The organism is Sulfurimonas sp. NW15 (assembly GCF_051132285.1).
Lineage (GTDB): Bacteria > Campylobacterota > Campylobacteria > Campylobacterales > Sulfurimonadaceae > Sulfurimonas > Sulfurimonas hydrogeniphila.
The window spans coordinates 1,344,395-1,356,794 of sequence record NZ_CP093237.1; the positions used below are offsets into that span (position 1 = coordinate 1,344,395).

General features: G+C 35.0%; 13 protein-coding genes and 2 tRNA genes. 7 read left to right on the top strand and 8 right to left on the bottom strand.

The window, feature by feature from the left end; all coding sequences use genetic code 11:
• Positions 1 to 4: 4 nt before the first annotated feature.
• From MLC52_RS06895 to MLC52_RS06905, 3 genes are read right to left on the bottom strand one after another with little or no spacing between them, the layout of a single operon-like run.
• The gene (locus tag MLC52_RS06895) at positions 5 to 370 is read right to left on the bottom strand and encodes a diacylglycerol kinase (RefSeq protein ID WP_151900182.1); all 366 of its coding nucleotides are present in this window, start codon (positions 368 to 370) and stop codon (positions 5 to 7) included.
• On the bottom strand, positions 357 to 2,186 hold the full coding sequence (locus MLC52_RS06900) for an MFS transporter (protein ID WP_151900181.1): 1,830 nt from the start codon (positions 2,184 to 2,186) through the stop codon (positions 357 to 359). Before MLC52_RS06900 ends, MLC52_RS06895 begins: the two co-directional genes overlap by 14 nt.
• On the bottom strand, positions 2,179 to 2,901 hold the full coding sequence (locus MLC52_RS06905) for a DUF695 domain-containing protein (protein WP_434579742.1): 723 nt from the start codon (positions 2,899 to 2,901) through the stop codon (positions 2,179 to 2,181). Before MLC52_RS06905 ends, MLC52_RS06900 begins: the two co-directional genes overlap by 8 nt.
• A gap of 157 nt (positions 2,902 to 3,058) precedes the next feature.
• Here MLC52_RS06905 and MLC52_RS06910 point away from each other — a divergent pair, with 157 nt between their 5' ends.
• The 5 genes from MLC52_RS06910 (at position 3,059) to MLC52_RS06930 (ending at position 6,929) form a co-directional block, all read left to right on the top strand.
• Positions 3,059 to 4,264 carry a porin gene (locus tag MLC52_RS06910; RefSeq protein ID WP_151900179.1) on the top strand — a complete coding sequence of 402 codons (1,206 nt, stop codon included), beginning with the start codon at positions 3,059 to 3,061 and terminating at the stop codon, positions 4,262 to 4,264.
• A 108-nt stretch (positions 4,265 to 4,372) separates the two neighbouring features.
• Positions 4,373 to 4,894 (top strand): FMN-binding protein, encoded by a 522-nt coding sequence (locus tag MLC52_RS06915; RefSeq protein WP_151900178.1) that lies wholly within the window; start codon positions 4,373 to 4,375, stop codon positions 4,892 to 4,894.
• Positions 4,895 to 5,377 (top strand): hypothetical protein, encoded by a 483-nt coding sequence (locus tag MLC52_RS06920; protein WP_434579744.1) that lies wholly within the window; start codon positions 4,895 to 4,897, stop codon positions 5,375 to 5,377.
• Positions 5,361 to 5,807, top strand: a complete 447-nt coding sequence (locus tag MLC52_RS06925; RefSeq protein ID WP_434579745.1) for a hypothetical protein — start codon at positions 5,361 to 5,363, stop codon at positions 5,805 to 5,807. Before MLC52_RS06920 ends, MLC52_RS06925 begins: the two co-directional genes overlap by 17 nt.
• An 18-nt stretch (positions 5,808 to 5,825) precedes the next feature.
• Positions 5,826 to 6,929, top strand: coding sequence for a multiheme c-type cytochrome (locus MLC52_RS06930; protein WP_434579747.1), 1,104 nt, complete (start codon positions 5,826 to 5,828; stop codon positions 6,927 to 6,929).
• Here the strand turns inward: MLC52_RS06930 and MLC52_RS06935 are convergent.
• Both MLC52_RS06935 and MLC52_RS06940 read right to left on the bottom strand, forming a co-directional pair.
• Entirely contained in the window at positions 6,919 to 7,851 is a 933-nt protein-coding gene (locus MLC52_RS06935) for an FAD:protein FMN transferase (protein WP_434579749.1), read from the bottom strand. The genes MLC52_RS06930 and MLC52_RS06935 overlap by 11 nt on opposite strands.
• Positions 7,852 to 7,854: 3 nt before the next feature.
• Complete coding sequence (locus MLC52_RS06940; protein WP_346388838.1) at positions 7,855 to 8,883, bottom strand: bifunctional 3,4-dihydroxy-2-butanone 4-phosphate synthase/GTP cyclohydrolase II; 1,029 nt, start codon at positions 8,881 to 8,883, stop codon at positions 7,855 to 7,857.
• A 166-nt stretch (positions 8,884 to 9,049) separates the two neighbouring features.
• Here MLC52_RS06940 and MLC52_RS06945 point away from each other — a divergent pair.
• Both MLC52_RS06945 and MLC52_RS06950 read left to right on the top strand, forming a co-directional pair.
• A tRNA-Met gene (locus MLC52_RS06945) sits at positions 9,050 to 9,126 on the top strand.
• A gap of 20 nt (positions 9,127 to 9,146) precedes the next feature.
• Positions 9,147 to 9,221 (top strand) — tRNA-Gln (locus MLC52_RS06950).
• Between the two features lie 130 nt (positions 9,222 to 9,351).
• Here MLC52_RS06950 and MLC52_RS06955 read toward each other — a convergent pair.
• The 3 genes from MLC52_RS06955 to MLC52_RS06965 all read right to left on the bottom strand — a co-directional run bounded on the left by MLC52_RS06955 (position 9,352) and on the right by MLC52_RS06965 (position 11,546).
• Positions 9,352 to 9,612 (bottom strand): hypothetical protein, encoded by a 261-nt coding sequence (locus MLC52_RS06955; RefSeq protein ID WP_434579751.1) that lies wholly within the window; start codon positions 9,610 to 9,612, stop codon positions 9,352 to 9,354.
• 91 nt (positions 9,613 to 9,703) lie between these two features.
• Positions 9,704 to 10,816, bottom strand: a complete 1,113-nt coding sequence (locus MLC52_RS06960; protein ID WP_434579753.1) for a leucine-rich repeat domain-containing protein — start codon at positions 10,814 to 10,816, stop codon at positions 9,704 to 9,706.
• A 193-nt stretch (positions 10,817 to 11,009) separates the two neighbouring features.
• Complete coding sequence (locus MLC52_RS06965) at positions 11,010 to 11,546, bottom strand: antirestriction protein ArdA (RefSeq protein ID WP_434579755.1); 537 nt, start codon at positions 11,544 to 11,546, stop codon at positions 11,010 to 11,012.
• Positions 11,547 to 12,400: the final 854 nt, after the last annotated feature.

The window sequence follows — 12,400 nt, forward strand, 5'->3', positions numbered from 1 at the left end:
CTCCCTATACTAAAGCGTCAGCTAATGTAAAAATCCATATCAAAAGTGTAACCAATAAGCTTAACAAAACTAAAGTCGCACCGGCATCTTTTGCCTGTTTTGCCAAAATATGATACTCGTTAGTCACCAAATCCACAACTCTTTCAATGGCACTGTTTGCAACTTCTGCCAAAACAGGTATAAACAGTGAAATAAAAAGGATACTTGAGTGTACAAAACCTACCGGCAAACTCCAGGCAACAATACCCATCACCGCAAGCATAAAAAGCTGCCACTTAAATGATGTTTCATTTTTCACTATATCTATAAAACCCTCTACTGCATACATACCATTTTTATAAAGATTATGTTTTGGTTTATTCAGCTTCATATTTTTCTCTCATTTGTAAAATTATATCCCGTAACTCTTTTGCTTTTGTATCAATCGGCAGAGGATTTCCAAAATAGATTTTAACTACTCTGCGCTTAAAAATATTCCTTTTGGCACCTTTTGGCCTATATTTTGCAAAAGAACTGCCAAATATACCTTTATCTATATAAAAAGGAACAATAACACCCTCATAATCTTTTGGAATCAGCTCATACCCTCTCTTAAACTCATGTATATTTCCGTCCTGTGATATTTCGCCTTCGGGAAACAAAGCGACAATGCTGCCTTTTTTTAATCTTTTATGTGCCTCTTTCATTGCATCTTTGAATGCTCTTGGCGAAAGCGGGATTGCTTCCCCCTTTTTAAAAACAGCGTGAAAAAATTTCCAGTTATAAATATCTTTGTCCATCATATAATTTATTCGTCTTGCTATAGGCAACTGCAATAAAATCCAGTCAAGCCAGCTGACATGATTTCCCAGTAATAAAACAGCTTTGTCCTCCGGGATATTTTCTAATCCTATGTAAATATATTTATGCCGCAATGCCGCAATAAGACCCATAAGTGAAAAAAACATCTCTACTACATATCTTTTATATAAATTACGTACCAGATAAATGCCTATCATCCCCATAAAATAAAAAAGCAGTTCTGCATTCATCCCTAAATATGCGAATACCGTTGTCAACAATAAAAAAGTAAACATAAATATGTTTTGTATAAAATTATTTGCTGCCAAAATAATTCCAAGATGTACACGTGAAGCCAGATACTGAATTCTTGCATTTAACGGTACCAAAATAAATGCCGCAAAAATACCAAAGAGTGTAAACATAATTGCAATGAATGTCATAGAATGCAAAAACGGCACACTCAAAACAATAAGCGTTATAATGGTTGCCCCTATCCCCGCCAAACCGACATTAATATAAAATCTTGAGAGTTTTGCAACCATAACTGATCCGACAACAATGCCTATCCCTGCAAGTGCCATCACACCTTGCACATAAATAGTGTTGGTTACATGTAGCTCATCTTTTGCATATTCGCCAAATACAGCCAAAACAACCTGTGATATTGACCAGAAAAGACTGAGTGCGATAATCGCATCAAAGATTTCTCTGTTTCTTCTGACTGTTTTAATGTTTCTGAACAAATAGACACCGCTCACATACTTTTTTAAGCGAAAATCCCGTTTGCTCGCTTCTATCATTTTATTTGGCAGTTTTGAGGCTAAAAACCACTCAATTATCGAACCGATCACCAAAAGCCAGCCCAGAGGCGCAACAGTTTGCAAAATTTGGGACTCTGTTACCAAAGTATCCCTGTACATTCCCTCAAATAAAACCGTATAAAAAATAATACCGCCAAGGATCGCAACGGTTGTGATTGCCTGAACAGCACTGTTGGCACTGCTGAGAAATTTCACACCAACCAACTCTTTTATATATCCGTATTTCGCCGGGCCGTAAATTGCACTCTGCATGGCAAGCAAAAAGGTTAAAATAAAAGCAAAAACAAAATACCCATGATAATAGGCATAGGTAATACCAAGGGTAATAATCACCGCAAAAAGAGCAGCATACTCCATAATTTTGTTTTTGGCAAATCTGTCTGCCAAGAAACCCGAAGGAGAAAAAATCAAAATAAAAGGAAGTAAAACCAAGGCATTAACGATTGCCGTCAAGACAATTTGTGTACTTCCGTCATAAACCTTAAATATCGTGTTTTGTATAATGATTTTATGCCCGAGATCTGTAAAAGCATTCAGAAAAACCACTGCAAGATAATTGATAACACCTGCTATTTTAAACATTTTCTTCTTGTGCTAAAAGCGTACTCCATCCTTCATAATAGCCCTGCTCTTTTTTTATTGCTTCAAAAAGTTCATTAACAACTTTTCTTACTTCCTCTGTAGTTACTGCATGTGTTTTCACAAGAGCAATACCGTTTTCAAATTCATCACTGCTTATTTCGTCTTTAAAACTAAAGCCTTCAAGAGATAAAGAGTTTAAAAATTTATTTTTTTGCGTAGGTGTTGTAAATGAAACATAATGTTCCACTGCTCTTGGAATTTCTAAATTATCGCCTTCTTCTTTGAGTAAAAAAATAATTTTTTCACTCTCTATATGACACAGTTCGAGTTCATTTGGAGCAAGGTTTTTATAATGAAAGTCCCATTTTGTATCACGGACTACATTGCTTTCATAAATATAATGAGCTGGTTTTAGCATATTTGCCACTGCAGCATCCAAGCCTTTTGAGTCAGCCGCGTAAAAATAGAGCTCACTCCATCCATCTACAACTCTTGAACCGACGTACTTTGCTTTGTCTTCATGTTCAAGAGTTATAATCAAAGATTCTTTTACATCCAAAAACTCTTCAAAGCCCTCTGCGCTTTCATCCAAAGCATCAAACTTTATAAATACACTAAGCAGCCATCCGTACTTGTTACTATATGCATAAGCATTTAAATCTACTTCTATCGACACTTGATTACCGTCTTCATTTCTTAAAAATATTTCTCTCATAAACTCTCAATCTTTTTTTTCTTTATTATATCAAAGATTATTCTTTAATATCGATAATAATTATTAAAATTAAGAATATTTTTAAAAAAAAAGTATATAATTTCTGCATCAAAAAGATTTTGATAGTAAATATCATAATCAAGACAAAGGATAAAAAATGAAAAAAACAAACGTATCACTAGTATTAGCAAGCATGTTACTGGTAAGCAGTGCCTCTTTCGGGGATGACAAAACAGATATTCTCAAGCTTCAACAGGAAGTGAAAGATCTCAAAGAAATGACACAGATTCTTGTTGATGAAACAAGTGATTTAAAAACCGGCTTTAATTATACCAAAGTTGATGAGAAAAAGCGTTATACCGGTCTAGGTAGTGCTGCTTCTAAAGTTTATTACTCAAAATCACCGTTAAGTATCGGCGGATACGGTGAAATGTATTATTCAAGTACACAAAAGGCTGGTTCTGAAACACAGATAAAAAGATTTATAACATATTTTGGATATAAGTTTGCTGACAATATCATTTTAAACTCGGAAATTGAGTATGAAGGCGGCGGAGTAAAAGCTACCAGTACAGGTGCGACCGGTGATACTGTAGCTGTTGAATTTATGTACCTTGACTTCATCGGGAACAAAAACTTCAATGCACGTCTTGGTAACTTCTTGCTCCCGATGGGTTTAATGAATGAACAGCACGAACCGACACTCTTTACAACGATACAGCGTCCAAATACAGCAAAGTATATTATTCCGACTACATGGAATACTTCAGGGGCAATGGTTTACGGTGAAATTGCAGATGGCATAGAGTATAAAGCCTCTATAGTCACAGCACTGCAGATAACGGATACCGGGGACAAGTGGGTAAGAAACGGCCGCGGCAGCGGGCGTTTAGTGAAAAATCCGGATGCAGCAGGACAGATAAGAGTTGACTACACCGGAAAAAGCGGTTTGCTTATCGGTGCTTCATCATACTTTTCAAAAGATTTGCTTATGGTAGATGTTCATCTTGACTACAAAATAGGCGCAGCAAGAATTTACGGTACCTATGCACAAAACAAAAGACTTGATACAAATGCAAGTCAACAGGTTACAGCAAATTACGGCGGTTTCTTAAATGCAAGTTACAATATTGCCTCTTTAATAGGTACAGACAAAAAAACACCTCTTTTTGTGCAATATGAACGATACAACCCGCAATCAGAAGTAAGCAACGGCGGAACTGCAGGTGATGCCATAACAGATGTGACACTTGGGATTAACTTTTTCCCACATGAGCAGGTAGTCCTTAAAGCTGAGTATGTTGTCTCAGACAATGCGGCGACAGGGAACATTACCGGCATATCTTTAGGTTTTGTTTTTTAAAAACATTCGGACATATTTTCTCCTTTATAAGGTTTTGCAGCAATTTTACTGCAAAACCCCAATTATTTTGCTAGAATTTTAAAAATAAAATATTTAAAGAATTAAGCTATGAAATATATTTCACTATTTATACTGCTATTGACACAACAGCTATCAGCCCAACTCCTTGTATCTCCTATTGATGCAATGAAAGAAAATTTTGATCTTAATGCAACAATTACCAAGAAGAATATTATTCTGACCCATGAGAAATTTAAAACAGTACAAAAAAATGCAGGTGTAAAACTGACTACAAAAATCTACAGAGTATATATAGCCGAAAAAAACGGAAAAATATTAGGATACGGCATACTTGTTAACAGAAAAGTTCGTTCCAAAAATGCAGTAACACTCTATTTTTTCAAAGACTCTGTTTTACAGGGGATAGAAGTCATTGCATTTAATGAGACATTGGAATATCTTCCGCCAAAAAGATGGACGCAACAGTTTAAAAACAAAAAAACTGACAAGTTGTTAAAACTCAATCGTGAAATAACAAATATCTCAGGTGCAACAATGAGCGCAAAGAGTCTTACTGATGGTTCGCGTATAGCATTTGCCATATACAATATGCTCTATAAGGATAAATAATTGCGTTTTACTCTTATAAAAGACTTAAAGAAAGATTCATCGATCAAACCTATGCTCAACGGCTTGCTCGTTTTCATGCTTTTGTATTTTGCTGCTGAAGTCTTTGTAGATTCCAGCAACTTTGGTCTTTTTTATGAGCAGGTAAAATTCACACTTTTTGGAAATGAAGAAAATTTCCTCGAACCCATCTCCGAAGCCTCGTTTTTGGAATATATTCATACCAAAATATTTTTTATGATGATGATACTTCTCACACTCAGTGCTATATTTATCCGCTTAGCCGCAAATGACACTCTTAAACTTTTTTGTCTTAACAGTGTGATGACAAGTGCACTGATTATGCTCATTGCCCTTACGCTTTCATATTATATAAATCCTTTTTTTGTGTATATTTATCTTGTAACATATTATTTATGGCATTTGTGTGCATTTTACATGGTTATTTATTCATTATGGAGCCTTAATTTTGCAAAAAGCCTATAACTTTGCTATATTTTACTTTATTCTCTTTTCAATACTCCTTCTTATAAGCAACAGTATTCTTTTTGCATCCAAGATCGGCTTCACGACTGAAGGTGTATTAACATACTATCTTGGAAATGAAGCACTTTTCATAGCACCTAAAACACCAGGCGGCATACTGAAAATCATCTTGCCGCATATTTTTGCCTTTGGACTTTTCGTAATGGTTACTGTGCACTTTTTGCTCTTTACACACAAAAAAAGAACAAAAGAACTGCGACTGCTTACATCTGCTCTGTTTATACTCTCATTTTTAGAAATTTTTACACCATTTGCTCTTATAAACGGTTTTGAATCGCTTGCATTTTTAAAAATATTTTCATTTTTTTTCTTTGAAATTGTCATATTGTATACTTTGTTTATACTCTTTAAAAGTATTTTATATGATTAATTGGCTACAATATTTGTTATGAAAACACTTTTATTATTTTTATTACTTCTTATTACATGTAATGCTTCCTTTGCAAACGACAACAAAGTGTGTCAAAAATGCCATCCTTTAATCTATAAAGAATATTATGATTCAATTCACAGAAAGTCATCGCTTGCTAATGATGCAATATATAGAGCGGTCTTTGAGAAAGAACACAAAGAAAAAGAAAGAGGCAAATGCAACAGCTGCCATGCACCAAGCGCAAAAAACCTGCAACAGGAAAAAGAAGAACCGATATCATGTATCTACTGCCATACAATCAAAAATATTCAAAAATATGATGAAGCAAACAAAAATATTTTAACAGGAAAGAAAAAAGACTTCTTTAGTGCCCAAGAAGATAAAAGAAACAGATCCAAAGTTACATATGAAACAACAACTTCTTTTTTTGGTCTTATCAAACGCTCTAAAAATTCTCCTTATCACCAAATTGAATACAACAATGAAAACTACTATAACGGCAATGTCTGCATGGGATGCCATTCACATGTAAACAATGCGCATGATTTTGATATCATCATGCTTGATGCGTATATTGACAAAAAAGACAAAAATACCTGTATATCCTGTCATATGCCGCAAACCATGGGCAGCAAAACAACACTTAGCGACAGTAAGACTCATGCCTATCATGGCATAGCAGGTCTGCACAAACTCAGCAAAAGTCTCGGAAAATATATCAATTTTCATGTACAAAAACATGAAAAAGGCTTTCAGGTAAGCATTGAAAATCTTGCCAATCATGCTCTGTTCGGACAGGCCTACAGAGAAGGAGTCCTCGATGTTACAATCATTCGCGGAGCAGACAAAATAGTTCAAGAACCTTATATATTTACACGTATTTTCGGAAAAGGCAACAAAGAAAGTATGCCTTTTGAAGCAACGAATATTTTAAAAGATACCCTTATTTATGCGAAAAAAAATATTATTTACAACACAAAGCTGCAAAAAGGTGATAAAATTGTACTAACACTTGGTTTTCGGCTTATCTCAAAAAAAGCAGCAAAAGAGTTAAAGCTGCAATATAACAAAGAGCTTACCAAAATAAGAATTCTAAAAACTGAATCATTTAATTTTTAATAAACATATCAGTATATTCAGCTATATTTTTGCTTATAACAAGTTTTTTATCTGCTTGCAAAATAATGTAGCCTATCTTCTTAGAATCTAAAAATGCATATGTTTCTTTTATCGGCATAACACTCGCAGCCGTTGCATATGCATCGAGTGTTGCTGATGGAAGTTTTGAGACAAGCGTTATAGAGATAAATTTTTGTTCTGATTCTTTTGTTTTTGGATTAATGAGATGATTATACTTTGTGCTTTTTATATAACGATTATAATTTCCGCTTGTACTTACACCGCTGTTATGTATTATAAATGTAACCAAAGGATGTGTCACATCCAAAGGATTATTAACGGCAATTTTACAGCTGCCTATGCATCGAATGTCTCCGCTCAGGGCAACAACTGCCTTTTTCACCTTGTTTTGCAGTAAAAATTCACTGACTTTGTCTGCTGCAAATCCCTTTCCCATACCGCCAAGATCTATTTTTACTGCATTGCCTAAAAAAGCCTCATCTTTATCAAATCTAAGCTCATTGACAGAAACAGAACTTTTTTCAAGTTCATTTTTCAAAGCAATACGCTCTTTGGCACCAAATCTGTATAAATCTTTCGTAATTGTTCCTATCGCAATATTAAAGTACCCGTGTGTTTGCTTATAGTATTTTAAAGAAAGCGTCAAAGCTTCATAAGAATACTTGTCTAAAGATGCATGTCTGTTTTGATTAAGTTGAGATATTGGAGAATTCTTTTTATAGGTAGAGAGCGAGTTATCGACCCTTTTGATAATCTCAAAAGAGGGTTTAAGAAATTTTTTATCTTCCTTGTCGACAGATATTGACACAAAAGTACCCATCAATACTTTTGTACGCTGTATCATCTGTGAATCTGCATTACATGTAACAAATACAGAGACAAGAAGAAAAAATTTGTACATCAGTTAAATATCAATAATCTCATTTACTTCAAGTCCAAATCCGCTCAGTCCTACAAAGTCGGTTTTTTTCATAGAAGTAATAAGATTCATTTTTGAAATACCAAATGATTTAATAATCTGCGCCCCTATTCCAAACTCTTTTATGGCCGCATTGTCCTGATGATGTGTTTTGTTTATAAAAACCAACAAACCGCTGTTTTGCTTCAGATATTCTATAGAATTGATCAAATTATTGTATTTCTCTTGTTGCAAAAGTAGTTCACAGTCAGGAATTACATTATGAACCCGTACATTTGCAACTTCACCTGCATTGTAAAAAAGTATCGCTGTATGTTTTATACCATCATGGTCTTCAAATGTATGTTGCTGCACTTTGACACCGAAAAACTCTATCTCCTGCACCTCTGTCTCTTTTACAAGTCTTTCATTCGAAAGTCTATACTCAACAATATCAGAAATAAATACTGTATGCAGATCATGTTTTTTGGCAAAAATATCCAAATCATCGCGACGGGCCATTTCACCGTTATCTTTAATTATTTCACAAATTACCCCCGCTTCACTCAGCCCTGCCAAACGGCACAGATCAACAGAGCCTTCCGTATGGCCTGTTCTTACAAGTGTACCGCCCTCTTTTGCAATGAGAGGAAAAATATGCCCCGGTTTTACCAGTTCATCCGGCTTTGAAATGGGGTTGGCTAATATTTTTATAGTATCGTCCCGCTCTTTAGCTGAAATTCCTGTCAGTGCATCTTTAGCATCAACAGAGACTGTAAAGGCAGTTTCATACGAAGAAGTATTTGAACTCACCATAGGATTCAAATCAAGTCTGTCGGCAATAGACTTAGAAAGAGCAACACATATAAGCCCCCGTGCGTGCATTGCCATAAAGTTTACATGTGCCGGTGTAGAAAAGGCGGCCGCATAGACCAGATCGCCCTCGTTTTCTCTGTCTTCATCATCAACCATAATAACCATTTTACCTTTTTTAATATCTTCTATAGCCTGTAAAACTCTTTCTATCGGTTTCATATTTTCTCTTTATTTATTAATATTTTTCTTTTCTTTATTATAGGAAAATTAGTATTAAAAAGAGTTCAAAAAAAAAATTAATACTTTTAATAAAAAACTCTTGACATAAAAGAAATTTTTGTCTATAATTTCGCTCACAAACACAGAGTAAAAGTGTTTGAAACACCGCGGAATAGAGCAGTTCGGTAGCTCGTCGGGCTCATAACCCGAAGGTCACAGGTTCAAATCCTGTTTCCGCAACCAATCTTTAATCTACAAAGCATTGGGGTATCGCCAAGCGGTAAGGCACCAGTTTTTGGTACTGGCATTCGGGGGTTCGAATCCCTCTACCCCATCCACCTACAATCCCTATTTTACAACACTAAATCACTTAAGCTTTTAAATTTTGTCCAATTTCTGTCCATTTATTATTATCTATTGGCAACCAAAGATGTTTTTTACATGTAAGACACGATATGAAATCAGCACCTACTTTCTAAAAATAGTAGGCACATCTAAATTATCATCTATAGTATTCTTTTTTTTACTTTTAATAATTCTGTTTCTCATATTTAAAACTATCTGTTTATACTCAGGTGCGAATGTAAATATAATCATCTCCATAGATACACACCAGTTTTTTAATTTGCTTATCTCTTTTCTATTGTATTTATTTTTTATAGCTAATTCCAGTTGTTCATAGCCCTCTTGTAAACTTTCTATAAGTTCATTTTCATCAATCTCTATCATCTCATAAACTCCTCATAAATTTCATATCTCGTATCAAAGGTAAATACCTCTTTAAGCATATTCAAACATCCCATGCAACACTTCTGCCTTGTCATAATCCTCTTCTATAATCATCAAGCTCTTCTTCTTTGTCAGTATGCAGAAATTTTTTAACAACCTGCTCAATATATCTATCCATCTTTTTGTACTCTTGTTCAAACTCTTCATGTGAAACATACTTGACAAATGGCTCTTGTTTATAGCGATGGGTGATGATTTTCATATTTTTTATTTCTTGTATAAATTCATCGTAACTATCAACAATTTTAAAGCCTCTCTTTAACAGCTCTTTATTTCTTAGTGTATCAATCGTTTCTATAATTTCGTAATTTTTTATCTTTATATACCCATGAGCAATGAGTTTATCTATTGATGGTGGAAGATCCTTTAACGCTCTAGCACCATAATCAAACTCTTTGAGCTTTGGTAAGTGACATATCTCCTCTGATATCTCTGTTAGAGAATCACATATGAATATCTCCAATTGTTTTAAATTTGCTATCTCTGCTGGCAGTTGTTTTATTTTTGTATCACGCATAGTTAAGTCTTTTAGATTTTTTAAACTACACAATGAGACTGGAAAATTCACAAAAGGTATTCTGCATAAGCCCAACTCTTCAAGCTCCGGAAATTGTTTGATAAAATCTAATATACAAAGCCTTTTAAAAGATTGTATAACGAGCTTTTTAAGGTTATGCAGCGGTTTTTGTGATATTGGTAGAACCTCAAGAGCTAAACAGTTCTCAATAACAAGTATTTCCAAACTTGGCATTTCTACAATACTAAGTGGTAATGACTTGACCTTGGAACAGACAGCTATAACTAACTCTTTTAAATTTTGTAATTCTGCAATTTCATTAGGAATTATTTTTAGAGGAAGCCATATAAGTTTTAAACTTTGTAGATTTTTTAGTCTTGTTATTTCAAGTGGTAAAACTTCTAGCGTGTAGACATGATCAAGTGTCAGATCTTTGAGGTTTTGCAGATACTCTATCTCTGGTGCTATAAAGCCGTCTAGTTTTTTTGATGCTTCAAAGCTGATCTTTAAAGTTTCAAGTGAGAGCAGTTCCTCTTTACTCTTGCCTATGAGGTCATCTATTTTATACTCGTCTGCCCATGCTAAAAGCTTCTCTGTCCAAGTTTGTTCGTTGTGTGATGCTTTCATTACTTTATCTCCCTCTGTCTTTATAATAGTATCATTTTTATAGTTAAAGATGAAACAATTCCAAGGGCTATGGCAGTCCTGATGCAGCTATGCTGCGAAGGTTCTGGGTGGGTGGGTTCAGAGGCAACGATTGAATCCATCCCGCACAGAATGCCATGCCCTATTTACATGTAAGCAAAAAAAAGAGCAGCATTTACGCTACTCTTCCAAGAACTCCATGTTCAAATTCTACATAATCATAACTTAAATCTCTACCGATAGCACCATAATCTATATAGTTTTCTAAATGTGAGGGAATGGCACCGTATAAGCCCTCTTGCACCATATCGTATGCCAGTAGCTCATAAACATCAGTAAAACTGACATCATTACTATAATCATAAATATCAACATCATAGTTATCTATGCCGTTTTGTAACACTTCTCGTTCACTGTAGCCCTCATGTGAGAGTAGTTTTAGTTTCAGTAACTCATCCTCACGCAGTGCATCAAGTACCTCTGCCAACTCATTCAGCTTGTAAATGTCGTCATACTCATCTATAGTTATTTCTGCTTCATAATCAGTTATAAAAAGCTCTTCATGCCCATCTGTGCCACTAACGGCTTCACCCTCATTTAGCACCTCTGAGAGAGCCTGTGCAAGTTCAAATGAACTCATCGGTAATTCTAGCCATTTTCCAACTAAATGCCCTTCATTGTACGCCTGTAGGTCTGTTAAATATACTCGCATAATCTAATCCTTTTATCAAATGTTTTCGTAAAATATTTGTCGGTATTAACCGAAACTCTCAAACTGAAATCCCTCTAAGATTCAAGTTCTTTTGGCTCAAAAAGCCTTTTAACTTCCGACTGCTTGCACTGTTACTCTTTAAAATAAACTGGAACTACTTTTCATTTTATTTTGAAGATAGTGGTGTATGCTCTAAGGATTTAAAAGGCGTTGTGACAAAAGATAAACAAACAATAAAAACACGCAGTGTCACTGCTTAGATGAGAGCCCTGTGGCGATTGAACGATGTCACATAGATATAAGAGCTGTGCCGTAGGATGGTTAACATAACACAACACTCTGTAAGCGTAGCGGAAACTTTACTCGTAACGCAGAGAAGAGTTCAGTTTTTACAGAGTGTGTGTTATGTCTAAAGATTTACTTGGCTTGGCATCTGTGAATGTAAGGGAGTAATTTTAGCTTCATATTTATCTGAAGATAAACTTGCTCGTCTCATTCATAGTTGACAAGGTCAGTAATCGTCCAAAGCTATACCGATGTAAGCCTTAATGGCGTTTGAATGACAGGCTTCAAGCCGTGTAATAATAGTGAAGTGAGGAACGAACGGAGCTTACATGTAATGAAGAAAAAGAAACGAAATGCAGTAATATAAACATGCAGAACAAAGAAAATAATAAAAAAATATATGAGCCGTACCGTGTAGGCGAATAACGAAAGCAGACCAAGGCTGCTGTAGGAACGGAGTGAGACCGTGGCTCACGGAGTGGTGTGTGGTGTAACGTGTAAAGTGTGAAGCAATGTAATAGTAGAATGAACCACAATCTCGGTAACATATGAGGGTGTCTATATGATCC

Excerpts from the sequence above, each read along its gene's own strand:
- MLC52_RS06935 (WP_434579749.1), bottom strand. The coding sequence starts at position 7,851 with ATGTACAAATTTTTTCTTCTTGTCTCTGTATTTGTTACATGTAATGCA.
- MLC52_RS06960 (WP_434579753.1), bottom strand. The coding sequence starts at position 10,816 with ATGAAAGCATCACACAACGAACAAACTTGGACAGAGAAGCTTTTAGCA.
- MLC52_RS06940 (WP_346388838.1), bottom strand. The coding sequence starts at position 8,883 with ATGAAACCGATAGAAAGAGTTTTACAGGCTATAGAAGATATTAAAAAA.
- MLC52_RS06955 (WP_434579751.1), bottom strand. The coding sequence starts at position 9,612 with ATGATAGAGATTGATGAAAATGAACTTATAGAAAGTTTACAAGAGGGC.
- MLC52_RS06910 (WP_151900179.1), top strand. The coding sequence starts at position 3,059 with ATGAAAAAAACAAACGTATCACTAGTATTAGCAAGCATGTTACTGGTA.
- MLC52_RS06900 (WP_151900181.1), bottom strand. The coding sequence starts at position 2,186 with ATGTTTAAAATAGCAGGTGTTATCAATTATCTTGCAGTGGTTTTTCTG.
- MLC52_RS06905 (WP_434579742.1), bottom strand. The coding sequence starts at position 2,901 with ATGAGAGAAATATTTTTAAGAAATGAAGACGGTAATCAAGTGTCGATA.
- MLC52_RS06915 (WP_151900178.1), top strand. The coding sequence starts at position 4,373 with ATGAAATATATTTCACTATTTATACTGCTATTGACACAACAGCTATCA.
- MLC52_RS06965 (WP_434579755.1), bottom strand. The coding sequence starts at position 11,546 with ATGCGAGTATATTTAACAGACCTACAGGCGTACAATGAAGGGCATTTA.
- MLC52_RS06895 (WP_151900182.1), bottom strand. The coding sequence starts at position 370 with ATGAAGCTGAATAAACCAAAACATAATCTTTATAAAAATGGTATGTAT.
- MLC52_RS06930 (WP_434579747.1), top strand. The coding sequence starts at position 5,826 with ATGAAAACACTTTTATTATTTTTATTACTTCTTATTACATGTAATGCT.